We start from the raw sequence: 23561 nt of genomic DNA on the forward strand, positions 1-23561 counted from the left end.
TCTACTTTCCGCCCACGCCCATAAGGCCCTGGACCAGCGCTCGGCGCGCGAAGAGGTACACCAGCAGCACCGGAACCATGGAGAGCATCACTGCGGCGAGGATGCCCGGCACGTTGATGCCGTACTGGGTTTGGAAGTTGAAGAGGCCCAGAGTGACCACCTTCGTGGCATCGGACTGGGTCAGGATCAGCGGCAGCAGGAACCCGTTCCAGCCCTGCAGGGCGGCAAAGACGGCAATGGTGGACAGCCCGCCCTTGGACAGCGGCAGCACCAGGCGGATAAAGGTCCGCCAGGTGCTCGCACCGTCCACTGACATTGCCTCATAAAGCTCGGGGGTAATGTCCCGCATGGTTCCCGAAAGGATCAGCGTGCAGATGGGCAGGGCAAAGGCCGCAGTGGGCAGGATGATGCCCAGCAGCGTGTCATACAGGCCCACCGAATTGATCAGGTAGAACATCGGCACAATCACGGCCTGGACCGGAATAGCCAGGCCCAGCAGGAAGAACCGGAAGATCAGCGTAGTGGCCCGGGACTGGCTGCGGACAATGGCGTAGGCCAGCGGCGGCACCACCAGCAGCACAATGCCCACCACACCGGCGGTGACCAAAAACGTGTTCAGGAAATACCTGCCGAAACCGCTGTTGAACACCTCGAGGAAGTTGTCCAGGGTCAGGTTGGTGGGCAGTGCCACCGGTCCGTTGGCACTGAAATCGGAACGGGTCTGCACGCTGGCCGCCACCATCACGTACAGCGGCAGGGCCACGATCAGGAGCCAGACGGTGACCGCAGCCCCGGCAATGTAATTGGGTCGGGTACGCATCAGACTCCCTCCATGGTGCTGCGCATCTTGTCGTAGCCGGAGAGCTTGACCATGATCAGCGAGATGGCGGTGGCCACCACCACCAGGACCAGCGCAATGGCCGAACCCATGCCGAAGTTGTAGCGGCGGAAGGCTTCCTCAAACATGTAGAAGGCGGTGATGGTGGTATCCGTGCCGGGACCGCCGTTGGTCAGGATCAGCACCGTTTCGAAGGTGGTCAGTCCGCCCACCACCATCAGGATCACGGAGGTGATCATGCTGTTGCGCAGCTGCGGAAGCGTGATGGAGAAGAACTGCCGGATCCGTCCGGCCCCGTCCACCTCCGCGGCCTGGTACAGCACCGGTGGAACGGACTTGGCGGCGCCCTGGTAGATCAGCGTGTGGAACGGGGTGAACTGCCACATGCTCACAAAAATGATCACGCCGATGGCAGTGGACTGGTGGCCAAACAGGTTGCCGTCCCCGAACAGCCACCGGAACTGGGCCGGTACACCGAAGTTCGGGTCCAGCAGGGCGCGCCACAGTACGGAGATGGCGGCCGAGGAGAGCAGCAGCGGAAGGAAGAAGATGGCGCTGAGCACTGCACGGTTTCGCTGCGGGCCGGCGGCCCAGACGCCCAGCAGGATACTCACCGGCGTCTGGGTCACCACCCCCAGCACAATGAACAGCAGGCTCAGCCACAGGCTCTTGAGCATCACCGAATCACCGGCGAGCGTCTGCCAGTTCTCCATGCCCACAAACTTCGGTTCCCCCAGCCCCGTCCAGGTCATAAAGGACAGCACAACGACGGCGACCAGCGGCACTGCGGCGAATAGCAGGAAAAAGATGGTGGCCGGCAGGGTCCAGGCCACGCCCGGACGGTTGAGCCGGGCCCGGCCCGGCCGCACCGGAGAACCCTTGCCGGGGTTATCCGATGCGGCCGGAGGCCGGGGTGGAAGCAGAGTAGTCATGGTTCGGCCTTCGCTCCGGCTACTTCTTCAGGGACTGCATGGCGGCAATAAAGCCGTCTTCGTCGATACTTCCGGCGAAGAAATCGGACACGGCGCTATGGATGGTGGGCGTTGCCGCCGGCGGGTACGCCTGGTCCCAGGAGAGCTGGAAGTTCGGGGCGTCCTGCACCAGGCCGAACTGGAAGCTGGCATAGTCCGGGTTGGCCGCCTGGTCCAGGAACTGCTCGGTGTTGGTGGTGGTGGGCAGGTTGCCGATGGCCATGTGCTCCTGGACGAACTCATCCGAGTACATCAGTTTCAGGAAGTCGCGGGCGGCGTCCGGGTACCGGGTGTCCTTCAGGACCGAGTAGTAGTTGTTGGTGTTGCCGACCAGGTTGGCAGCGTCACCCTTGCCGCCTTCGATCTCCGGGAATTCGCTCCAGCCCAGGCTGTTCTCCGCAAACTCAGGGTTGATGTCCTGGATGGTGGAGTACTCCCATGAGCCCATCAGTTCGAAGCCTGCCTCACCGCTGGAGAGCAGGGTGTGGGAGCCGCCGTCGGTGAACTTCACCGACTGGAAGTTGGTGCCGAACGCCCCGGAATCCACGAGGTCGCGCAGCATGCCCAATGACTCCCGGCTTTCCTCGGAGTCCCAGACCTCGGTGTCGCCCTCGAGTGCGGAGGCGAAGAGTTCGGGACCGGCCACCCGGTCATAGACGTAGGAGAACCACATCTGGGTGGGCCATTCGTCGCCGCCGCCCAGGGCGATCGGAGTCTTGCCGGCGGCCTTGAGCTTATCCACGGCGTCGAGCAGGTCATCCCAGGTCTGCGGGGGCTCGGAGATGCCGGCGGAGGCCAGAACCTCTTTGTTGGAGAAGAGCATGACGGGCTGGGTTCCGCGCATCGGAATGCCGTACGGGGTGTCATCCACCCTGGCGACGTCGAAGACTGAGGGCAGGAACGCCTCCTCGAGCTGCGGGTCCTCCTCGATGAAGTCATCCAGGGGCATCAGCAGATCAGCCTCCACGAAGTCGGAGATGCTGCCGCCGCCCCAGTTGAAGAAGATGTCCGGTGCTGCATCCGTGCTCATGACCGTTTGCAGCTTCTGCTGGTATTCCGCGCCCGGGATGGTGTCCAGCACAACCTTCACATCGGAAGTTTCGTTGAACTTGTCGACCATGGCGTTTTCAACGTCGTTGCTGGCGTCGCCGTACACCAGGACGTGGATCTCGTTTTCAGGACGGTCTGAGCCTGCGGAGTCACTGCCTCCGCAGCCTGCCAGGGAGAGGCCGAGCGCCAGTACACCGGCGGCGGCCAGGACCGGGGTCCGTAGCGATGGGTTGTTCCTCATTGAACACCTTCCGAAAGTTTCGGTATATTGATCGAAAGTTACTTGACGCCGTCAGCATAAGTTGCGCGTAATGTGATGCGCAACACTTTCTATAAACTGATTTCCGCTGTGTTGTTTCGAAGACTCTAAGGATCCCCATGCCGCCAACTGCGCCGCAGAACCCCGTCACCCTGGCGGACCTCGCTGCCGAAGCCGAGGTTTCGCTCTCGACGGTTTCGAAAGTCCTCAACGGCAGGACCGACGTTTCCCGGCACACTCGCGCGAAAGTGGAGGCCCTCCTGGAGGACCACGGCTACCGCCGGAAGGGCGGAGCCAAGTCCCGGCTGCTGGAACTGGTGTTCCATGAACTCGAGAGCGCCTGGGCGCTGGAAATCATCCGCGGGGTGGAAAACGTGGCCCGTGAAAAAGGGCTGAGCGTGGTCCTGACCGAAAGCGGCACCCGGCATGCGCCCTCGCCCGAGTGGGTGGAAGGGGTGATTGCCCGCCGGCCGGTCGGCGTCGTGCTCGTTTTCTCCGACCTGGCGCAGGATTCGCGCCGCCAGCTGGAGGCCCGGTCCATCCCGTTTGTCATCATCGACCCGGCCGGGGACCCTGCCCCGGACGTGCCCTCGGTGGGCTCGGCAAACTGGTCCGGCGGCATGATGGCCACCCGCCACCTGATCGAGCTGGGACACACCCGGATTGCCGCCATCACCGGCCCCGAGGACATGATGTGTTCCTTGGCCCGCATCGACGGCTACCGGTCAGCGTTGAACGCCGCCGCGCTGCCCCTGGACAAGGACCTGATCCGTTACGGCAATTTCCATGTGGACGGCGGCCGCGACCACGCCCTGGAGCTGCTGTCACTGCCGGACCGGCCCACCGCAATCTTTGCCGGCAGCGACCTGCAGGCTCTCGGGGTGCTCGACGCCGCACGGCAGCTGGGCATTGCGGTTCCGGAGGAACTGTCGATTGTCGGGTATGACGATCTGCAGGTGGCGCAGTGGTCCAGTCCGGCGCTCACCACGGTGCATCAGCCGCTGATCGAAATGGCCGAAGAGGCGGCGCGAATGGCGGTACGCCTGTATGAGGGGGAGCGGCCGAACAACCTGCGCCTGGACCTGGCCACCTCACTGGTGGTGCGCCAGAGCACGGCGCCCGTGGCTGCCTCGGTGGCGAAGCGGTAAATCCCTAAGCCGGCTCAGACCGCCGGAGGGGACAGGACTTCCACCCGGTTCCCGAACGGGTCCCGGCAATGGAAGCGTTCATATCCCTCGAAGGTGTGCCGTTCCGTCCAGGAGACCTCGAAGCCGTGGGCCTGAAGCCGGCCGCCGAGTTCCTCCAACGCTGCCGCCGAGTCAAGGACGAATGCGGGATGCGCCTTCTTCGCCGGGACAAAGGGGGAGTCAACACCCAGGTGGATTTCCGCCACCACCGCGTCGCCGTCGAACGCCCGGAACCAGCAGCCGCCCCGCCCGGCCAGCGACGGCGGCTTGGGCACCTCGGTCAGTCCCAGTGCATCGGCGTAGAACCGCCGGGCTGATTCCTCGCCGTCGCTGGGTATTGATACCTGGACATGGTGTAACCGCACATTTCCCCCACTGCATAAAGGTCGTATTTCCTACGCCGGAGTTTTCCTCCGCCGTTAGCCTACTGTTCTCCGGCACGTAAACTGCACCGTTTAGCGTGGCACACATATAGTCGTGGGCCTCGGCACGTATTTACGGTCAAAGTGCGAATCGGGCCTACCATCGACGAGGACAGGTCCCCGGCGCGGGGGCGGAAAAACCAAGCGGAAGTGGTCCCGGCAGGTGGCAGAAAAAGCAGAATCTAACGTTCCGGGACGGCATATTCCGCTGGTGGTGGGGCACCGCGGCAACAGCGGGTTTGCGCCGGAAAACACGGCGGCCGCCTTTGCACAGGCCGCTGTGGCCGGGGCAAACATGATTGAAACCGATGTCCGGCTTACCGCCGACGGTGAATTGTTCCTTTTCCATGACGAAACCGGCGTCCGCACCACCAACGTGGCGCAGGTATACCCCCTGCGCGCCGAGGATCCCATCACCTCTTTCACCGCCGGGGAACTGCGCAGGCTCGACGCCGGAGCCCATTTCGGCCCGGAGTACGCGGGCGAGCCGATTGTGTTCCTCTCCGAGCTGCCTGCAGCGCTCGGCTTTGAGCTCGGCGTTAACCTTGAGATCAAGTCACCGGCCAGTTCACCGGGGGTGGAGCAGGAACTGGCCCTGATGCTGGCGGGGAACCCGGACTGGGTGCAGCTGCTCGAAACACAGCAGCTGGCCGTGAGCTCCTTTGACCCCGCCTCCGTCAGCAGGCTGGCCGACCTGCACCTGCCTGCCTGGCAGCTGGTCTCCACCGATCCGGACGCCGTGCTGCTTGCGGGCACGGACCCCCGGGTCAGGGGAGTGGTGGCTGATCACCGGTGCCTGACCGCACAGGGTGCAGCGGCCGTCCGTGCCGCCGAACTGGGGCTGTGGGTCTACACCGTGAACTCGGATGCCGACACGGCTGCCGTCCTTGCGCTGGGCGTGGATGCGGTCATCACGGATTTCCCGGGGAACCTGCTGGCGCCGGCTGTTCCGGGCGGACCCGCGGATGCAGGCCGGGACACCAGCGAGGAGCCGCCGGCCGTCCCGGTTGTCCGCTAGCCCGGCCCCCCCCGAAACGCGCCTCCGTTGACCCGGCCAGGGGCAGGTTTCAGACTGGGTGAAGAGCACGTTCGCTGTCCGTCACCGACCAAAGGCGGGTCCCATGGACAAGAACTTCCTGAGCTTTCCCGACTGGCAGGCCACTGCGGACACACTGCATCTGTATCTCCAGGTGGCGGGCAAGGTGAAACTGCAGCGCAGCTATCCGGAACCTGAATGGGGGCACGTGCGGATGCCGCTCAGCGTGCAGGGCATCGGCACCGGCGTCATTCCCGGCCCGGACACAAACTTCGAAATTTACTTCAACCTGCGCCGGCACCACGTGGACGTCCAGGACAGCAGCGGCATCCGCACCAGGCTGGACCTGAATGACGGCCTGAGTGTTGCAGACTTCTACCAGCAGCTGATGGCGGGCCTCGAGTTCATCCAGGCACCCACCGCAGTCAACACGCAACCGCAGGAATTCCATGATCCGGTGCCTTTTCCCGAAGACACCAGGCACCATACCTATGACCGGCATGCCGTGGAGTTGTTCCTGGACAACCTGCACTTCGCACAGCGCGGCCTGACACAGTTTCTCGCCCCGCAGCGCGGCAAGGTGCACCTCCCGGCCTATTGGTTCGGATCCATGGACTTGTCCGGGGCCCTCTACAGCGGGCAGTCCGCCCCCTATCCGGGCCGCGGCCGGATCTCGGCCAACAGTTTTGATGAGAGGTTCTGCGAGTTCGGTTTCTGGCCCGGGGACCCGTCCTTCACTGACCCGGCCTTTTACGTGATGCCCTATCCGTTCCTCTCCGACATCGGCAGTTACGGCAGTATGCTCTCCCCGTCCAAGGCACGGTTCCTGGCCAAATCCAGCGAATTTGTCCTCACCCTCGAGGACGCCTTTTCCTATGCCAATCCGCAGCAGGCCGTGGTGGATTTCTGCCGCACCTGCTTTGACATCCTGCAGCGGATGGATCCGTGGAATGACATCGAGTGGATTACGGAACCGCTGACCTACGCGCCGTCAGGGTAAACCCGCGCCTGTGACCGCCGTCGCGGTCCGATCCCGCGGCCCTGACCCGCGACCTGGGCAAGGTGGGGGCCGGGCAGCTGGCCGCCACCGGATACCGCCGTCGCGGCAGTCTTTTTGTGGTGGCGGGTAATACCCGATATCCGCCGAGAGTGTTCATCGGGTGTTGGTCCTGCGTTTATTGTCTAGGCGGAAAAATTCGCTAGTGTGACAGATGTAACACTAATATCTCGGTGCCCAACGCACCGCATACGCATGGACGGAAATAACTGATGAGAATTTCATGGGGTGAATTGCTGCAGCTGGACGGAACCGTCCAATGTCCGCGCAGCACACAAACGGCCGGGTTCCCCAATCCCGGCACGGGTGCATGAGCACCGTTAGTAAACCGGTAGGCACCACCCGGAAAACAGCCAAAACGGAGCAGGACCGTCAAACGGATCGTGGCAGTTTCAAGGCTCTGTGGTACCTCGTGCCAGCCCTTGTGGTTTTCGCGGCATTTCTTTTCTATCCCCTTCTGCGCTCGGTGTTCCTGTCATTTCAGGGCAGCGACCTGTTCGGGCGCCCCTCGGGATTTGTCGGGTTCGACCAGTACACACGCCTGTTCACGGATTCGGGTTTCTGGACGGTTATGTGGGTAACCCTGGCCTTCACCGTCATGACGGTGGTTCCCTCCATCGCCCTGGCGCTGGGCCTGGCCCTGCTGCTGCATCAAAAGATCAAGGCGGTGCGGTTTTTCCGTACGGCCTTCGCACTTCCCTTCGCCTATTCCGTGGCCACCGCCTCGGTGATTTTCGGGGTGATGTTCAACCAGGCCACCGGCGTACTCAACGGCATGTTGGGCTTCTTCGGGCTGGACCGCGTCGGCTGGCTGACGGACCCGGCCTGGGCGCTGCTCTCGGTCTCGCTGGCCACGGTCTGGATGCAGCTTGGCTACAACCTGCTCGTCCTGTCCGCCGGCCTCGGAGCGGTTTCCGAGGACGTGGTGGAAGCGGCCCGGCTGGACGGAGCCCACGGCTGGCGGATGCAGCGCTCCATCATCATGCCGCTGCTCACGCCACAGCTGTTCTTCCTGCTGGTGACCGGCACCATCCACGCCCTGCAAAGCTTCGGACAGATCCACATCCTTACAAAGGGAGGCCCGCAGGACAGCACCACCACGCTTGTTTACTCCATTTACGAGCAGGCCTTCGCCAATAACAACTCAAACTTCGGCTATGCCTCCGCCCAGGCCGTAGTCCTGCTGATCATTGTGGTGGCGGTATCCGCCATCCAATTCGGCGTCCTGGAACGAAAGGTGTTCTACCGATGAGCAGCACTGCAGTCCCGGCCGCCGAGAAACCCCGCGCCGCCGCACCCGCACGGCGCGAGCAACGCGCTGCTGCACCGAGGGCACGGCAGCGGCGTCCGCTGACCCTGGGACGGGTGCTGACCTACCTGGCGCTTTCGCTTGGTGCGGTTATTGTTCTCTTCCCGGTTTACTTTGGCTTTGTCGGCGCGTTTATGGGGCCGGCGGACATCAACGCCTACCCGGCGTCGCTCTGGCCCTTTAACGGTTTCCGGGCCGAGAACTTTGCCGGTGCGCTGAACACCATTCCGCTGGGCCGGCAGTACGTGAACTCGGTGGTGATGGCAGGACTGATCACTCTGGGCCAGCTGGTCACCTCCCTGCTCGCCGCCTACGCCCTGGTGTTCCTGAAAGTACGCTGGCGGTTCTTCTGGTTTGCCCTGTTTATGTGCAGCATGATGGTGCCGTCCGAGGCCATCATCATTCCGAACTACCTGACCATGTCCAATGCCGGACTGATCAATACGGTTCCTGCCCTGGTGCTGCCGTTCCTGGCCCACGGATTCGGCATCTTCCTGCTGCGGCAGGCTTTTATGTCCTTTCCGGTGGAACTCTGGGAAGCCTCCCGGATTGACGGCGCCGGCCACATGCGCTTCCTGCGTTCCGTACTGGTGCCGCTTTCCAAGCCCACATTGGCTGCCCTGGGAATCTGGTCCTTCCTCTCTGCCTGGAACATGTACTTCTGGCCGCTGCTGGTCACCCAGACTCCGGAAATGCAGACCATCCAGATCGGCATCACCCAGCTGCGGTCCGCGGACAACTTCAACGCGGGGCTGGTGCTGGCAGGAACGGTCCTGGCCATCATTCCCACCCTCATCCTGGTCATCTTCGGACAGCGCTTTATTGTCCGCGGCCTCACTGCCGGCTCGATCAAGTAACCCCGGCAACCAATCACTCAGCATCCTCCGGCGGGCACACCGCCGGCCGAACCTTGAAGGGAATTCAATGCGAACCACACCACGAGCACTGCGCCTGCCGCTGCTGGCAGGCGCCGCCGCTCTCGCCCTGGCACTGTCCGCCTGCGGCGGCGGAAGCGAGGGGGCGGCCGGCGAAGCGCCTGCCGCTGACGCCCTGGAACAGGCGGAAGGGGTAACCGAGGTCAATTTCTGGCACTCCATGGACGGCACCAACGGTGAAACCCTGGACAAGCTGATCGCAGAGTTCAACGCTGCCAACGAGGGCAAGGTTGAAGTCAAAAGCGTCTACCAAGGTGATTACGACACCACCATCACCAAGTACAAGGCTGCGGTGCAGTCCAACAGCGCGCCCAGCATGGTGCAGATCTATGACATCGGCACCCAGTTCATGATTGATTCCGGCGCCGTACTGCCCACGCAGGCGTTTATTGACCGGGATGAATATGACGTCTCGGACCTGCAGCCCAATATTGCCGGCTACTACACCATCGATGACGAGCTGTGGTCCATGCCGTTCAACACCTCCATGCCGGTGCTCTACTACAACAAGACCCTCTTCGAAGCAGCAGGCCTGGACCCGGAGACGGCGCCGGCAACGCTGGATGAAGTCGGGGATGCAGCCAATAAGCTGTCCAAGGTCAACGGCGGCCCCGCCGAGTTCGGCTTCAACGCCGCCATTTACGGCTGGCTGCTGGAGCAGGAAATTGCTGCCAACGGCGAGCTTTACTGCGGCCCGGACAACGGCCGGTCAGGCGAGCGGGCCGGCGAATACACGTTCAATAATGACACCGCCGTCCAGTTTGTCGACTGGTGGAAGGAACTGGTGGATACCGGGGTAGCCGGCAACACCGGCCGGGTCACCGCAGACGCGCAGAATGCCTTCAAGAGCGGCACCATCGGCATCACGCTGGAATCCACCGGCGCCCTGGGCGGTATGCAGAAGGCAGCCGACGAACAGGGCTTTGAGCTCGGCGTGGGCTTCTACCCGAAGATCGAGCAGAACGATTCGGGACCCATCATCGGCGGAGCATCGCTCTGGGTCTCCGACGAGGGTCACTCGGAAGCGGAGAAGCAGGCTTCCTGGGAGTTCATGCAGTTCCTCGCCCAGCCGGAAAGCCAGGCAACCTGGCACACCGGCACCGGCTACTTCCCGATCTCCAAGGCTGCACTGGATGAGCCGAAGGACGTGGAGTGGCGCGAGCAGCACCCGCAGTTCAACGTGGCCGTGGACCAGCTGGAAGCCACCGAGTTGACGTCGGCCACCCAGGGCTGCTCGGCCGGCACCATGCCGCAGGCACGGGAGGCAGCAGAGAACGCCCTCGAAGGTGCACTGCTTGGCGGAGACAGCAAGTCCGAGCTCACGGATTCAGTGACTGAGCTGAAGGTTGAAGTGGAGAACTACAACAACTCGGTGAAGTAACCACCCGCACCGGCCGCCCCGGCCGGAGGGCAGCAGGACCCGCGGCACATCCCCTGTGCCGCGGGTCCTGCTGCGTCGGCGGGATTCGCATCCACTGACGGCATCCTGACATACTGTTGGTAAATCTCTGCAGAAGGTGGTTCCCGCATATGACCCCCCGCAAACTCTTCCGCGCACTGGCTTTCGCGGAGGCGGTGACCTGGACCCTGCTGATTGCAGCACTGGTGTTCAAGTACGGCTTCGAGAATGAGAGCTTTACCCCGATTGCCGGCGGCCTGCACGGTTTTGTGTTCCTGGCCTACGGCGTGGTCACCCTCTTTGTCTGGGCGAACCAGAAGTGGCCGGTACGCACCGGCATCCTGGGCCTGGTCACCACGGTGATCCCGTGGGCAACCATTCCGTTCGAAAAGTCCGTGGACCGCCGCGGACTGCTGGACGGCGGCTGGCGAATGGCGCCGGGCGGCGAAAAGCCAACCAACGCCGTCGACAAGGTTGCCGCCATGGTGCTGCGCCGTCCGATAGCCGCCGGCGCCGTGGCGCTGGTGGCCGTGGCCGTGGTGTTTAGCGTCCTGCTGATCCTGGGTCCGCCCATCCCGAAGGGCTAGCGGAGGCCCGGCGCCGGGGGAACGCCTCAGACGGCTCCGGGCTCCGTTCCCTGTCGCAGCCGGCGCCGTCCGGGCCGGTTGGAGGCGTCGCCCCGGTACGCCGTCGTCGCCGTGGCCAGGATCAGGACGATCAGTGCCGCGCAGCCGATAATCACCGAGACCATCGCCATCGCGCCGCCGCCCAACAGGCCTACCAGCGGGCTGATGAGTCCGGCCAGCCCCACCTGCAGGGCACCGATCATGGCGGCGGCACTGCCGGCCATGTGGCCGTAGTCGGCCAGGGCCAGCACCGAGGAGTTCGCGGCAATAAAGCCGTGCATGGCCAGCACCAGCCACAGCCCGGCGGTCAGGCCCGCCACGCCGCCAAGGCCGGTCACCAGAATGACCGGCAGCAGCACCGCCAGGCCCAGCAGCACAATCACGGCAACCCGCAGAATGCCCATGGGGGAGTACCTGCCCACCAGCCAGGCGTTGAGCTGGGCGGAGATCACCATGCCGACGCCGTTGATGGCGAATACCAGCGCGTACTGCGCGGGGCTGAGCCCGTACTCGTCCTGGAAAACAAAGGGCGATCCCACCACATAACTCATGATCACTGCCATGCCCAGGCCGGGAATGACGGCCAGTGCGAGGAACCTGCGGTCCCGGAACAGGACCCGGAAGCCGCTGAACGTGCTGGCTCCTGCCTTGGTCCTGCGCCGTTCCGGCGGCAGGGTCTCGGGCATCCACCGGAGCACAATCGCCCCGAGGACGACGCCGATCAGTGCCAGCGCGAGGAACACCGCCCGCCAGTTCCACAGGCCGGACACCGCCTGGCCGATGGACGGTGCCAGCAGCGGGGCTAGCCCGATTATCAGCATCAGCCGCGACAGCATGGCGGCGGCGGTGGAACCGGTGAACCGGTCGCGGACCACGGCCAGCGCCACCACGCCGGCGGCGGCATTAAAGAAGCCCTGCAGCAGCCGGAGGACAATCAGGGCGCCGATGTTCGGGGCCAGGAAGCAGGCCAGGGACACCAGCACGTGCAGGGCGATGCCGATGATCAGCGGCAGCCTGCGGCCGAACCGGTCCGAGAACGGTCCGATCACCAGCTGTCCCACTGCGGCCCCGAGCAGCGTCCCGGACAGGGTGAACTGCGCTGCGGCGGCACTGGTATGCAGGTCCTCCGCCACCTGGGGCAGTGCCGGCAGGTACATGTCCGTGGTGACTGCTGGCAGCGCGGCCAGGGCGCCGAGCATCAGGATGTACTTGATGCTGGTGCGGCCGCCCGTGCGTGCGGGCCGGGCGGAGGCGTCGGCTCCAGATGAAGTGGAGCCGGGTGGTACGGTTTCGGGCGGTGTTTCGCTCACTCGGCACTCCTGGTGCGGTTACTGTCGGAACGGAAAAAGCTATGGATGCCGGACTCCGGTGCCGGCCAGGACGGCCCGGTACCCTTCGCGGAACGTGGGGTAGGCGAACTCGAATCCGGTGCCGAGCAGTCTCCGGTTGCTGATCCGGCGGTTGCCGCCGCGGCTGCTTCCGGAGTCGGACGGGGCGGGAAGCTCCGTACGGAGTTCGGCGGCCAGGAACTGCAGTACATCGGCCAGTTCCACCGGCTCCTCATCTACTCCAACATAGAGCGGGTCCGGATGTGAAACCTGTGTGCTCAGATGCACTATGGCGGCGGCTGCATCATCCCGGTGGATGCGGTTGGTCAGCCGGGTCCCGGCGGGGACGACGGCGGTGCCTGCGGACACGGTATCGATCAGGCGGGTGCGTCCGGGTCCGTAGATGCCGGCCAGTCGCAGCACCACGGCATCGGGGCGGCGGTCGTGGAGGAGCCGCTCGGCTTCCAGGATCACTTCACCGGTCACCGAGGCAGGAGCCGGCGGGGTGTGCTCATCCACCTCGCCGCCGCCGGCGTCGCCGTAGACCGCGGTGGAGGAGACAAACAGGATGCGCCGGGGCCGGACGCCGTCGCGCTCCAGGGCGTCCAGCACGTTGGCGGTCCCGTCCACATAGGCGGCCCGGTAGGCCGCTTCGCTGCGTTCGCCGGCGGCCACGGCAATCACCACTACGTCGGTGCCCGCGGGAATCCGGGGCAGTTCGCCCGTCCTGCCGGTCAGGTCCGCGGCCTGGCCGGTAATGGGAGCGGGGAGGTTTTCCGGGGAGCGCCGCCAGCCGAGCACGGAAAAGCCGGCTGCGGCGAACCGCAGGCCGGCTTCCGTACCCAGATCGCCACAGCCGGCGATCAGGACTCTCACGTAGTTACTCGGCCAGAGCGGAGATGACGGCCTTGGCCACATCTTCGCTGGACTGGGGGTTCTGGCCGGAGATCAGGTTGCGGTCGCGGACCACGTAGCTGGTCCAGGCCGGTCCGGTCTCCACTTCGGCGCCCTTGTTCCGCAGGACTTCCTCGACGAACCAGGGGGTGTTCTCCCCGGTGCCGCCGTTGAGTTCTTCCTCGTCGGTGAAGACGGTGACCTTGCGGCCGGCGAAGACAAAGTCGCCGTTGTCGGTCTCGGCGCTGAGCAGGCCGGCCGGGCCGTGGCAGAACGGGGCAATGATCTTGCCGGCGGCGTCCGCCTCGGTGAGGATCCGGCCCAGGTCCTTGTCGAAGGCGAGGTCGCTCATGGGCCCGTGCCCGCCCGGCATGACCACGGCGTCGTACTCGGTCAGGTCCGCGTCAGCGAGCACCAGCGGGTTGGACAGCTCGGCGTCGATGAACGCAATGTACTGGGTGAAGGCGGCGGCCTTTTCGGCGCTGCCGGCGGACTCGGGGGCCAGGGATACCTGGTCCACGGTGGGCTTGGCGCCCCCCGGGGTGGCGATGCGGACGGTGTGCCCGGCTTCGCGCAGGACGCGGTGGGACTCGACGAGTTCCTCGGCCCAGTAGCCGGTGGGATGCTCGCTGCCGTCCCGCATGGTGAGGGAATCGGCGGCGGATACGACCATCAGAATGTTAGCCATGTGTTGTGTCTCCTTGGTGCTGTGGAAAAAAGATAAGAGGCGGGAAGGTTACTTGGCGTCCGCGGCTGCGGCGGCACCGGCGGCGTCGAGCTCCGCGAAGGTGGCGTCGTCAAGGGAGATGTTCGCCGCTCCCAGGTTGTCTTCGAGGTGCGCAATGGAGCCCGTGCCCGGAATCGGCATCATGACCGGCGAGCGGCGCAGCAGCCAGGCCAGGGCCACCTGCGATGTGCTGGCACCCAGGCGCTTGGCCGCTTCATCCACCGGGCCGCCCTGCTTCGCCAGTTCGCCGGCGGAAATCGGTGCCCACGGAATGAAGCCGATGCCGTTGTCCTCGGAGTACTTCAGTACGTCCTCGGAGGAACGGTCGGTGAGGTTGTAGCGGTTCTGCACGGTGGAAACGGTGAAGAACTTCGCGGCGGCCTCCAGGTCTTCAACGGAGACCTGGGACAGGCCGAGGGCCTTGACCTTGCCTTCCTGCTGAAGGTCGCGCAGTACGGCGAACTGCTCGTCGCGGTCCACCTTGGGGTCGATGCGGTGCAGCTGCAGCAGGTCCAGGGAGTCCACCTTCAGCTTGCGCAGCGACAGTTCGGTCTGCTGGCGCAGGTACTCCGGGCGGCCCACCGGCACCCAGACATCCGGTCCGGTGCGGACAAAGCCGACCTTGGTGGCGATGCGCACGCCGTCCGGGTAGGGGTAGAGCGCTTCGGCGATGATCTCTTCGCTGATGTTCGGGCCGTAGGAATCGGCGGTGTCGATGAAGTCGACGCCCAGCTCGACGGCGCGGCGGACCACGTCAACGGCGGTGCCGCGGCTTTCGGGCTCGCCCCAGACACCGGGTCCCACAATCCGCATGGCGCCGAAGCCCAGGCGGTGTACGGTGCCGAGGTCCAAGAGGTCGATGGTGGGGGACAGGGCGGGTGAAGTATCCGTCGTATCAGTCATGTAAGCGCCAACGTGCCGTGCAGCCGGCTTATTCCTCAGCAGGCTTACAAGCACCGCGGGGGATACCCTTGCAGCGAGGGGGAATTGCCGCGTGAGTGCAACGAAGTGGAACGTCGAACGGAATCTGCGTGCCGGAATGGTGCTGCTGCCGGCAGGAATGTGCGTCCTGTACTTCGGGCAGGCCCTGGCCGAAGCATTGGCCTTCTTCCTGCTGGGGGCAATCTACGGCGCCCTTCTGTATCGGGTGGTCAACCTGTCGCAGCGGGCCTTTATGGTCATGGGAGCCCCTGCATTCCTGCTCATCCTGGGAAGCCTGATACTGCTTCAGCAGGACGTGGGAATCCCTGCGGCGGGTCCGTGGATTTTGGGCTTCATTGCCGGTGGCATCATGGGCGGATATGTCTGGCTTGGCCCGCGGGCCGGAGCGGAGTTCCGCCGGAAAAACCCGCGCCGCCGCAATGCAGAGGGCAGCTATCCGGGAGGCTGGCAGCCGGCGGCCGTCAATGCCGTGAGCGCTCTGCTGCTGCTGGGGCTGGGGACTGCCCTCTTCCTGCTCGCATCGCCCACGATCGAGGTGGGTGCGTGCCTGGTCGGCGGGGTCCTTGCGGGGTGCGCGCTGATGCGTTGGCCAAAGACCCCGGAGCAGAGGTTCCTGGCGTCGCTTGCCCTGCCGGTACTGTTCCTCGTGTTGCTCCTGGCTGGTCAGACCGTTTTTGGGCTGGTATTTGGTTTCGGAGTGTCGGCCGGTGTCCTCATCGGCGGGCGGTTCTGGACCGGTCCCCGGTTCGGTGAGCCGCGACCGCCCATGAGCGGCCAGGGACCGCGGCGGCGGAAGAAACGGCGTCCCAAGCCCCGGCCCGAGGCCGCGAAGAAGGCCGGGAAGACGGCTGCGCGGTAATCCGCTCTGCCGCCAAGGACATGCCTTGTCCGCAAAGGGGGTTCCGGGGCTGTTCGGGCCGGTCTAGCGTGGCGCCATGGACTGGAGAATCGAACTTGTACCGGTGCCGGTGTCCGACGTCGACGCCTCCAAAAACTTCTACGTGGACCAGGTGGGCTTCACCGCCGATTTTGACGAACGGGTGGATGAGAGCCTGCGGTTTGTGCAGCTGACTCCGCCGGGATCAGCCTGCTCGGTGGTGATTGGCCCGGGCACCACGGACATGGTGCCGGGGACCCAGCGGATCCAGGTGGTGGTGCCCAGTGCGGCCGAGGCGCGGCAGCACCTGGTGGATCACGGGGTGGCCGCCAGCGAGATTACCCCGCTGGATTGGGGAACCTTCGTGTATTTCAGTGACCTGGACGGCAACCAGTGGTCGCTGCAGGAGCTCCCCGCGATTCCGCCCACGCTGCCGTCGGAGTCCTAGCGGCCGTCTGCCGGGCGCCGCTTCTTCCTAAAGCTCCGCCGCCACGGCGTTCAGCACCTCGGTCAGATCGGCCTTGCCCTGGCCGTAGTCAAAGATGGTGGTGGCCAGCTGGGGTGTGCTGGTGGCGAGGACCCGCGTGGTCCCGGCGTCGATCGGCTCGAAGCTCAGGACAATGTCCTCGCCGAAGCTCTTCCACGTGGTCCCCGCCGTGAGTTCCGCCCGTTCCATCCAGATTCCGGTAACGGTCATCCGCGGAAGCCTGTAGGAAGCGCGTTCGACGGCGGCGGGCAGTTCGGCCACCGGCGCCTGGACCACCAGCTCGCCACGGGCACGGGCCCGTTTCGAGGTGACGTTGAGACTGATTGTTTTGGTGTTCCCCATAGTCATGCATCAGAGAATAGCGCAGGCCGGAGGCACCCGCAGCGGAGGCTGAAACTACCTGCTTGCCGGCTCAGGCATACCAATGACGGGGAGTATGTTTGAAGATGGTCAGACAATGCGGGCCGCCGTCAGGCCGGCCCCGCAACAGGCCGTTGACAGTACGCCGAAGGGCAACCAATGAAGATTGCACTTTTCGCCACCTGCATAGTGGACGCGATGTACCCCTCCACGGCGCGCGCCACCGTGTCCATCCTCGAGCGGTTAGGCCACACCGTGGTGTTCCCCGCGGGACAGGTCTGCTGCGGCCAGATGCACATGAACTCCGGATATTTCCCGGAGGCCGTGCCGGTGGTCCGCAACCACGTGGAAGCCTTCGAAGCGGAGGATTACGACGTCGCCGTGGCACCTTCCGGCTCCTGCGTTGCCTCCGTGAAGCACCAGCACGCGATGCTGGCCCGCACCATTGGCGACGCAGACCTGGAAACCCGTGCCAACGCCGTCGGCGCCCGGACCTATGAGCTTTCCGCACTGCTGACCGATGTCCTGGGCGTCACCGATGCCGCCGCGCAGCTTGGCTCCTGGTATCCCCACCGGGTGACCTACCACCCCAGCTGCCACGGTATGCGGCTGCTGCGGCTGGGAGACCGGCAGGCGGACCTGCTGCGCACGGTGGAGGGCCTGGAACTGGAACCGCTGCCGCAGGCGGACCAGTGCTGCGGCTTCGGGGGAACCTTCTCGATGAAGAACGCCGATGTCTCCTCGGCCATGCTGGCGGACAAAAACGCCAACATCGCCGCCACCGGAGCCGGGCTGTGCACCGGGGGAGACGCATCCTGCCTGCTGCACATCGGCGGCGGACTCTCCCGGCAGGGCAGCACCATCTCCACCCTGCATTTCGCCGAGATCCTCGCCAGTACGCGGGACAACCCGGCACCAGCACCGGACCGGATCGGCAGTGCCGCCGGCATCAGCGGAAAGGCCGGCCGATGAGCTCCACCTATCTGGGTATGCCGGGACGGCCGGTTTTCGGAGACGGCAACCTGCACGCCACGGAGGCGTTTCCCACGGCGGCCCGGCGGGAACTGGGCAACGCCCAGCTGCGCGCGAACCTGGGCCATGCCACCCACACCATCCGGGACAAGCGGCTGCGGGTGGTGGCGGAACTACCGGACTGGGAGGAGCTGCGGGACGCCGGAAGCGCAATCAAGGAATCCGTTATGGCGCGGCTGCCCGAACTGCTGGAGGAGTTCGAGGCGAACTTCACCGCCCGGGGCGGGAAAATCCACTGGGCGCGGGATGCCGCTGAAGCGAACAAAACCGTGCGGGACCTGATCCGCGACGCCGGTGCGGACGAAGTGGTCAAGGTCAAGTCCATGGCAACGCAGGAAATCGGCCTGAACGAATACCTCGAAGAGCAGGGCATCGCCGCGTTCGAAACCGACCTGGCGGAACTGATTGTCCAGCTGGACCATGACAAGCCCAGCCACATCCTGGTCCCGGCCATCCACAAAAACCGCACCCAGATCCGGGACATCTTCCTGCGGGAAATGCCGGATGTGGATCCCGGCCTCACCAACAACCCGGCCCGGCTGGCCGAAGCGGCCCGCGTGCATCTGCGCCGGAAATTCCTGTCCGCCAAAGTTGCCGTTTCGGGCGCGAACTTCGCCATTGCCGAGTCCGGAACCCTCGCCGTCGTCGAATCCGAAGGCAACGGGCGGATGTGCCTGACCCTGCCCGAGACCCTGATCACCGTGATGGGCGTGGAGAAGCTGCTGCCCTCCTGGCAGGACCTGGAAGTTTTTATGCAGCTGCTGCCGCGTTCCTCCACGGGGGAGCGGATGAACCCGTACACCTCGCTGTGGACCGGTGTGACCGAGGGCGACGGACCGCAGAACGTGCACCTGGTGCTGCTGGATAACGGACGCAGTGCTGCCCTGGCCGATGAAATGGGACGGTCCGCCCTGCACTGCATCCGCTGCAGTGCGTGCATGAACGTCTGTCCTGTCTACGAGCGCACTGGCGGGCATGCTTATGGCTCCACCTATCCCGGTCCCATCGGGGCTATCCTCTCGCCGCTGCTCACCGGGATTACCTCCGAGGAGAACGCCTCGCTGCCCTACGCCTCCTCGCTGTGCGGCGCCTGCTACGACGCCTGCCCGGTGAAGATCAACATCCCCGAAATCCTGGTTCACCTGCGGGCCGAGGACGTGGACAGCAGACGCGGAACCAGAAAAATCCCCGGGCAGATGGACGTAGCCATGAAAGCGGCGTCCTGGGCCATGGGTGCGGGCCGGCGTATGGCCTTGGTGGAAAAAGCCCTTCCGCTGGGGAAGCTGGCCGCCGGTCCGGACAGGAAAATCAAAAAGCTTCCCGGCATTGCTGCCGGATGGACGCAAAGCAGGGATATCCCCGCACCGCCCGCACAGTCCTTCAGGGACTGGTGGGGGAAGGAACGCGGGAAGTCCGCCCCAGGGGAGAACGCCCCCACCATCACCAGGCAAAAGGAAAAGGAATGAGCGCCCGTACTGAAATCCTGGACCGGCTCCGGTCGGCTCTCCATGATGCACCGGCAGCTCCGGACATTCCGCGCCATTACCGGCACGAATCCGGCCTGCCCGGGGATGAACGCATCGAACTGCTGCGCGACAGGCTGCTGGATTACAAGGCCGGCGTCTGTGTAGTGGATGAGCCCGACGTGCCGGCCCGCGTGGCCGAACTGCTGGGGGAGGGCACCACCTACGTGGTCCCGCCGGGACTGGAGGAAGCCTGGACCGCGCTCGCTCCCGGCCGCATCACCGATTCTGCGGAGGAACCGCTCTCCGTTGCTGAGCTGGATGCGGCAGACGCAGTGGTCACCGGATGCGCAGCAGCCGTCGCGGAAACCGGGACCATCATCCTGGACGGCAGCCCCGATCAGGGACGCCGGGCCATCTCCCTTATCCCGGATCACCACATCTGCCTGGTCCGTGCCGGTGACATTGCAGGTGTGCTGCCCGAAGCCCTGCGCGGGCTGGACGGTACCCATCCGCTGACCTGGATCAGCGGTCCCAGCGCCACCAGCGACATTGAGCTGGAACGGGTGGAGGGCGTCCACGGCCCGCGGACCCTCGACGTGGTGATTATCCGCGGGTGAGGGACGCGCCCGGGCTAGAACGAGCCGGAGCTGCCTGAACCCGAGAAGCTGCCGCCGCTGCTCCCGTAGCCGGTGGTGCTGGAGGTGTCCGAGCGCACCGAGCTGATTTCGGCTGTACCGTTTTCCAGATCCGTGGTGAACGTGGCCACTGAGTAGAAGGCGTAGTACGGAAAGACCGTGTCCAGGATGCCGGGCCGGTAGCCGTCCCTGCGGCCGGGCCGCCGGGCGCTGTCCTGCTCGAAGGCGTTGCGCAGAAGCTCGCGTTCCTGCTCGTTCTTCGCATAACCGGCAATCACGGTTTCGGAGTGGTTCCTCAGTAGATCGGAAAGCTCGCCGCGGGCCGACCGCAGCCGGTCCAGGGCCGTTTCGGGACTGATGGATCCCTCCGACAGTTCCGCAGCCCAGGAGCGCAGGTCCTGGCGGACCCGGGTGCGGAAGGCGGTCAATGCTGCGGCGGTGGCGGAATCCTTTTCCCCCGTCTCGGACTGAAGCAGATCATCGAGCCGGTCCAGGTCTTCGTTGAACGGGCTGACCTGGCGGTCCCAGGCCCGCTCCCATCCCGGCGCCTTGTTCAGCAGGGAATTGGTATCCGCAATCACGTCATCCAAGCCGTCAAGCTCCGTGGCGGTGTCTGCGTATTCTTCGATCACGGCCGTACTGCTGCGTTTCCGAAGGTCCTTCGCCGTCAGGTCATGCGCGGCATTGTTCTGCTGGGTGGCCTTGGCATACCTGGTCATAAAGGTCCGGTACTGTTCCAGGACCTTGGCTCCGTACGTGGAATCCGCAGGAATGGTGCGGGCATCCACCTCGGTGGCGTCCAGATCCCGGGTGACACTGGAATACGCGGCGTCTGCGGTCTTCAGGAGTGCGGCATTCTTCGTGCCGCGGCGGCGCCGGAGTCCGACGGCGGTGCCGGCTCCGGCCAGTACGGCGGCACCTCCTACGGCGGAGGCTCCGATGAAGACGGGACTCGCGTACCAGGGCCGGTTGATACGTTCGGCGGCCTCTTCGACGGCGGCAATCGTGCCGTCCGTCCACTGTGCTTCGCGGAAAAGGTCATTGACCTCTTCCCGGATGTCTTCCTGCTGGTCCAGGGGGATCTTCCGGTCTTCGCCGAAATAGGTGCCGGTATGGCGGCCCACCGGGTCCAAGGCAAAGATGAACAGCCCGTCCGCCCACTTCTGGCCGTCCCCGCTGATCCACTCCGGGTGCTCGGCACGGGCAAAGTTCAGCACATCCTCATTGATGTTTGCCTCTTTGCTGCCGTTGTAGGTATACACGGCCACCGTGGTGGGCTCACGGAAATCAATGTCCTCGAGGGCAGGCAGCAGGGTGTTGGCGTCGAGCACCCCTGCGGTGTCCTCGACGATGACCTCCTGCGGCGCCACGGCCGAGGCAGGCGCGGCGCCGAAGGCAAGCATGGTCAGCAGGAGCAGCAGGACAGAGAGTACGCGGCGCACGGGCTTTCCCTCCGGGTCTGAGATGTAATGCCCACGAGCGTAGCGGCTGGTTGTGCGCGCCGCGACCTGTCAGGGTAACAAGGCCCCGGCAACAACCCCGCCGCGGCGTCCACTGCAACAACTCCGGGGTAACGACCCCCGTGGCAACAACTCCGCGGCGGCGTCTCCGGACGGCAGCGCCTTCCCGGTTAGGCGTTGAGCAGGATCCTGGCGCGCTTACGGGCCGGTGCCGGTACCGGTGGCAGTGCCGGGAGTGGATCCGCAGCCGGGGCCTGAGGCCGGGTGACCGTAGCCAGGAACCGGACCGTCTCACGCAGCGTCTGCAGGGCCTCGGGCCGATGCAGCCGGAACTGGTATTCATGGCCGAGTGCCGGTTTGTGGTCCCGGGGCCAGAACCCGCGGGTTACCGGAACCCCGAGCTCCTCCAGCCGGTCCGCCAGGGGGACGGATTGGCTTGCCGTCAGCGGATCCCCGTTGCCTGCGGAAATATAGGTGGGCGGGAACCGGGCATCGACATGCTCGAAGATGGACATGTGTTCTGCCGCCTCGGTGGCTGCCCAGTCCTTGGACCCGGTATAGGCCCAGAGCGCTTTCCTCAGGCCCCATCCGAACGTGCCGCTGAGGCTGGCTACGGACTGAAAATCGTAGACCCCGCAGTGAAGCAGGATGCCGCGCAGATGCTCGGGCGCAGCGGCGGGGGAAATGCCGGTCCGGCGAGCATAGGCGGGGTTGGTGATGCCCAGGGCCAGCTGCGCAGCCAGCTGCGCCCCGGCGGAGTCCCCGGCCAGGACAATCCGGTCCGGATCCAGGCCGTATTTATCTGCGTGTTCCCGCAAATACCCCAGCGCCGCGTTCAGTTCCCTGACTGCCGTGGGGTAGCTGACCTTGGGGGAAACGGAGTAACCGACGCCCACCACGGCATAGCCGTAGCCGGCAAGGACACGCAGATACGGCTCCACGTCCTTTTTCGACCCCGAGATCCAGGCACCTCCGTGGATCCAGACCACCAGCGGTAGCGGTTTGCTGGCGGACGCAGGCAGGAACAGGTCAAGGGTTGGGTTGACGGCGGCACCCAGATAACGAAGTCCCTGGTGCCCGGTGATACTTACGTGGGGAAGATGCAGCCGCGGGCGCGGATACTGCAGTTTCCCTGCGCCGCAGAAAACACTGCGGATGAGCAGGGCCGAGGGGCGGGGGTCCCGCTGCAGGGTGATGGCAGCTACGGTTCCGGCAACGGCGGCTGCCCCGGCAAGGACCCCCGCTGCCGCTGGAGAGAGGATCTTCACGATTTCAGGCTAGGACGGCCAAATGAGCACGTTTTTCGGCATTCGCCGCCAGCACGCGGTTCTGTCCTACGCGCCGGGACGCATCTCACGGCCTCTGGTGAGGCGGCTTACCGGTGTACGGCGGACCCACGGTGTCCGGGGGCGCGAGGGGATCGGGGGAGTGATGCCTTCAGCTAGCCGGCCGTGACCTCATCGGCACTGCGTTCGCGATGGTGGCGAACGTAGCCGGCAGTTGCCACGGCAATTGAAATAGCGGCAGAGATTGACAGTCCCAGCCAGAGGCCCACCTTCAGTGCAGCGGCCCCGGCCACGGCTCCGAGCATAATCAGAGCGATTGCCAGGGCGCGGCGCAGCCAAAACCGGCTGTTGCCGCCGGCGAGCCGGGAATCGGAGGCCAGACCGGTGATGGTGGAGGTCACCACCACCGTGGTGATCTCGGCAACTGCCAGGCGCTTGGCCGTTGCAGCCTGGACGCCCATGGCAGTGGCTAGCGACGACGTCGTTATGCCGCCGAGTACCTCGTTGCCCTGGACATCGGCCAGCAGGGAGAAGACGGCCAACGCGGTAATGACAGCGGCCACCACGATCAGCGCAACCGAGGTCCGCGAACTCCAGCCCTGGGGCCCCTTGCGCAGCATGCGCCCGGCCAGGGCGGCACCGAGCATAAAGAAGATCAGCGCCAGCACCGGCCGGAGGACCGGCAGGCCGGTCCCGCCGGCAAACGCCATGCCCAGGAGCACCACGTTGCCTGTCATGTTTCCGGTGAAGACCTGGTCCAGGCCCAGATATCCGACGGCGTCCACCACTCCGGTGGAGAAGGTCAGGGCCAGCATCAGCCACAAATGCACCCGTTCGGTAGGCACGGCGTTCAGTCGCTTCACGGGCGGGCTGTCTCCTCAGGCAGGTGCCCGGCCACCTCTGAACACGGCCGGGCAGGAAGTCCGATTGTATGCAAATGGGACCGCATGGGTGCAAAGATTCCCCTGACACTCTTCC

General features: G+C 65.0%; 24 protein-coding genes. 12 read left to right on the forward strand and 12 right to left on the reverse strand.

Translation table 11 applies throughout. The features are described from left to right. Position 1 precedes the first annotated feature (1 nt). The 3 genes from AC5RVB_RS09885 to AC5RVB_RS09895 are packed head-to-tail and all read right to left on the reverse strand — an operon-like array spanning position 2 to position 3100. Positions 2 to 820, reverse strand: a complete 819-nt coding sequence (locus tag AC5RVB_RS09885) for a carbohydrate ABC transporter permease (protein ID WP_227904027.1) — start codon at positions 818 to 820, stop codon at positions 2 to 4. Continuing rightward, the gene (locus AC5RVB_RS09890) at positions 820 to 1770 is read right to left on the reverse strand and encodes a carbohydrate ABC transporter permease (RefSeq protein WP_227904029.1); all 951 of its coding nucleotides are present in this window, start codon (positions 1768 to 1770) and stop codon (positions 820 to 822) included. Before AC5RVB_RS09890 ends, AC5RVB_RS09885 begins: the two co-directional genes overlap by 1 nt. 19 nt (positions 1771 to 1789) lie before the next feature. After that, a complete protein-coding gene (locus tag AC5RVB_RS09895) occupies positions 1790 to 3100 on the reverse strand; it encodes an ABC transporter substrate-binding protein (RefSeq protein ID WP_227904030.1) in 1311 nt (436 codons plus the stop codon). A 137-nt stretch (positions 3101 to 3237) separates the two neighbouring features. Here AC5RVB_RS09895 and AC5RVB_RS09900 point away from each other — a divergent pair, with 137 nt between their 5' ends. Further along, positions 3238 to 4266, forward strand: coding sequence for a LacI family DNA-binding transcriptional regulator (locus AC5RVB_RS09900; RefSeq protein WP_227904031.1), 1029 nt, complete (start codon positions 3238 to 3240; stop codon positions 4264 to 4266). A 14-nt stretch (positions 4267 to 4280) separates the two neighbouring features. On the opposite strand, the gene AC5RVB_RS09905 is transcribed toward AC5RVB_RS09900, so the two are convergent. Continuing rightward, positions 4281 to 4670: a VOC family protein gene (locus tag AC5RVB_RS09905; RefSeq protein ID WP_227904033.1), complete on the reverse strand. Its 390-nt coding sequence runs from the start codon at positions 4668 to 4670 to the stop codon at positions 4281 to 4283. Between the two features lie 220 nt (positions 4671 to 4890). Here AC5RVB_RS09905 and AC5RVB_RS09910 point away from each other — a divergent pair, with 220 nt between their 5' ends. The 6 genes from AC5RVB_RS09910 to AC5RVB_RS09935 all read left to right on the forward strand — a co-directional run bounded on the left by AC5RVB_RS09910 (position 4891) and on the right by AC5RVB_RS09935 (position 11050). Beyond that, positions 4891 to 5745 carry a glycerophosphodiester phosphodiesterase gene (locus AC5RVB_RS09910; RefSeq protein WP_494142606.1) on the forward strand — a complete coding sequence of 285 codons (855 nt, stop codon included), beginning with the start codon at positions 4891 to 4893 and terminating at the stop codon, positions 5743 to 5745. Between the two features lie 103 nt (positions 5746 to 5848). Next, on the forward strand, positions 5849 to 6763 hold the full coding sequence (locus tag AC5RVB_RS09915) for a DUF5996 family protein (protein WP_494142607.1): 915 nt from the start codon (positions 5849 to 5851) through the stop codon (positions 6761 to 6763). A gap of 367 nt (positions 6764 to 7130) precedes the next feature. Next, on the forward strand, positions 7131 to 8072 hold the full coding sequence (locus AC5RVB_RS09920) for a carbohydrate ABC transporter permease (RefSeq protein ID WP_494142608.1): 942 nt from the start codon (positions 7131 to 7133) through the stop codon (positions 8070 to 8072). Next, positions 8069 to 8986, forward strand: a complete 918-nt coding sequence (locus tag AC5RVB_RS09925; protein WP_227904041.1) for a carbohydrate ABC transporter permease — start codon at positions 8069 to 8071, stop codon at positions 8984 to 8986. The genes AC5RVB_RS09920 and AC5RVB_RS09925 overlap by 4 nt, the downstream gene beginning before the upstream one ends. A gap of 67 nt (positions 8987 to 9053) precedes the next feature. Beyond that, positions 9054 to 10445, forward strand: coding sequence for an ABC transporter substrate-binding protein (locus AC5RVB_RS09930; protein WP_494142609.1), 1392 nt, complete (start codon positions 9054 to 9056; stop codon positions 10443 to 10445). 149 nt (positions 10446 to 10594) lie between these two features. Next, complete coding sequence (locus AC5RVB_RS09935) at positions 10595 to 11050, forward strand: DUF3817 domain-containing protein (RefSeq protein WP_227904044.1); 456 nt, start codon at positions 10595 to 10597, stop codon at positions 11048 to 11050. A gap of 26 nt (positions 11051 to 11076) precedes the next feature. Here AC5RVB_RS09935 and AC5RVB_RS09940 read toward each other — a convergent pair whose 3' ends face one another. Genes AC5RVB_RS09940 through AC5RVB_RS09955 form a run of 4 tightly spaced genes read right to left on the reverse strand, consistent with a single transcriptional unit; the run spans position 11077 to position 14941 of the window. Further along, positions 11077 to 12399, reverse strand: coding sequence for a multidrug effflux MFS transporter (locus AC5RVB_RS09940; protein WP_494142610.1), 1323 nt, complete (start codon positions 12397 to 12399; stop codon positions 11077 to 11079). A gap of 39 nt (positions 12400 to 12438) precedes the next feature. Beyond that, positions 12439 to 13293 carry an SDR family oxidoreductase gene (locus AC5RVB_RS09945; RefSeq protein WP_227904047.1) on the reverse strand — a complete coding sequence of 285 codons (855 nt, stop codon included), beginning with the start codon at positions 13291 to 13293 and terminating at the stop codon, positions 12439 to 12441. Positions 13294 to 13297: 4 nt separating this feature from the next. Beyond that, positions 13298 to 13999 carry a type 1 glutamine amidotransferase domain-containing protein gene (locus tag AC5RVB_RS09950; protein ID WP_227904049.1) on the reverse strand — a complete coding sequence of 234 codons (702 nt, stop codon included), beginning with the start codon at positions 13997 to 13999 and terminating at the stop codon, positions 13298 to 13300. A 48-nt stretch (positions 14000 to 14047) separates the two neighbouring features. Next, a complete protein-coding gene (locus AC5RVB_RS09955) occupies positions 14048 to 14941 on the reverse strand; it encodes an aldo/keto reductase (protein ID WP_227904051.1) in 894 nt (297 codons plus the stop codon). 91 nt (positions 14942 to 15032) lie between these two features. Here AC5RVB_RS09955 and AC5RVB_RS09960 point away from each other — a divergent pair, with 91 nt between their 5' ends. Then, positions 15033 to 15839, forward strand: a complete 807-nt coding sequence (locus AC5RVB_RS09960) for a hypothetical protein (RefSeq protein ID WP_227904053.1) — start codon at positions 15033 to 15035, stop codon at positions 15837 to 15839. Positions 15840 to 15915: 76 nt separating this feature from the next. Then, positions 15916 to 16305: a VOC family protein gene (locus tag AC5RVB_RS09965; protein ID WP_227904055.1), complete on the forward strand. Its 390-nt coding sequence runs from the start codon at positions 15916 to 15918 to the stop codon at positions 16303 to 16305. 27 nt (positions 16306 to 16332) lie between these two features. Here the strand turns inward: AC5RVB_RS09965 and AC5RVB_RS09970 are convergent, their stop codons facing one another. Next, the gene (locus AC5RVB_RS09970; RefSeq protein WP_227904057.1) at positions 16333 to 16692 is read right to left on the reverse strand and encodes a hypothetical protein; all 360 of its coding nucleotides are present in this window, start codon (positions 16690 to 16692) and stop codon (positions 16333 to 16335) included. Positions 16693 to 16863: 171 nt separating this feature from the next. Between AC5RVB_RS09970 and AC5RVB_RS09975 the strand changes: the two genes are divergently transcribed. Genes AC5RVB_RS09975 through AC5RVB_RS09985 form a run of 3 tightly spaced genes read left to right on the forward strand, consistent with a single transcriptional unit; the run spans position 16864 to position 19819 of the window. Then, complete coding sequence (locus tag AC5RVB_RS09975; protein WP_494142611.1) at positions 16864 to 17676, forward strand: (Fe-S)-binding protein; 813 nt, start codon at positions 16864 to 16866, stop codon at positions 17674 to 17676. After that, positions 17673 to 19202 (forward strand): LutB/LldF family L-lactate oxidation iron-sulfur protein, encoded by a 1530-nt coding sequence (locus AC5RVB_RS09980; protein WP_227904060.1) that lies wholly within the window; start codon positions 17673 to 17675, stop codon positions 19200 to 19202. The genes AC5RVB_RS09975 and AC5RVB_RS09980 overlap by 4 nt, the downstream gene beginning before the upstream one ends. Continuing rightward, complete coding sequence (locus AC5RVB_RS09985) at positions 19199 to 19819, forward strand: LutC/YkgG family protein (RefSeq protein ID WP_227904065.1); 621 nt, start codon at positions 19199 to 19201, stop codon at positions 19817 to 19819. Before AC5RVB_RS09980 ends, AC5RVB_RS09985 begins: the two co-directional genes overlap by 4 nt. A gap of 14 nt (positions 19820 to 19833) precedes the next feature. Here AC5RVB_RS09985 and AC5RVB_RS09990 read toward each other — a convergent pair whose 3' ends face one another. The 3 genes from AC5RVB_RS09990 to AC5RVB_RS10000 all read right to left on the reverse strand — a co-directional run bounded on the left by AC5RVB_RS09990 (position 19834) and on the right by AC5RVB_RS10000 (position 23446). Continuing rightward, positions 19834 to 21279: a DUF5129 domain-containing protein gene (locus AC5RVB_RS09990; RefSeq protein ID WP_494142612.1), complete on the reverse strand. Its 1446-nt coding sequence runs from the start codon at positions 21277 to 21279 to the stop codon at positions 19834 to 19836. Between the two features lie 188 nt (positions 21280 to 21467). Next, on the reverse strand, positions 21468 to 22565 hold the full coding sequence (locus AC5RVB_RS09995) for an alpha/beta hydrolase (protein ID WP_494142613.1): 1098 nt from the start codon (positions 22563 to 22565) through the stop codon (positions 21468 to 21470). 173 nt (positions 22566 to 22738) lie between these two features. Continuing rightward, entirely contained in the window at positions 22739 to 23446 is a 708-nt protein-coding gene (locus AC5RVB_RS10000; RefSeq protein WP_227929632.1) for a YoaK family protein, read from the reverse strand. Positions 23447 to 23561 lie beyond the last annotated feature (115 nt).

It is taken from the genome of Arthrobacter sp. Y3225209, from assembly GCF_059090685.1.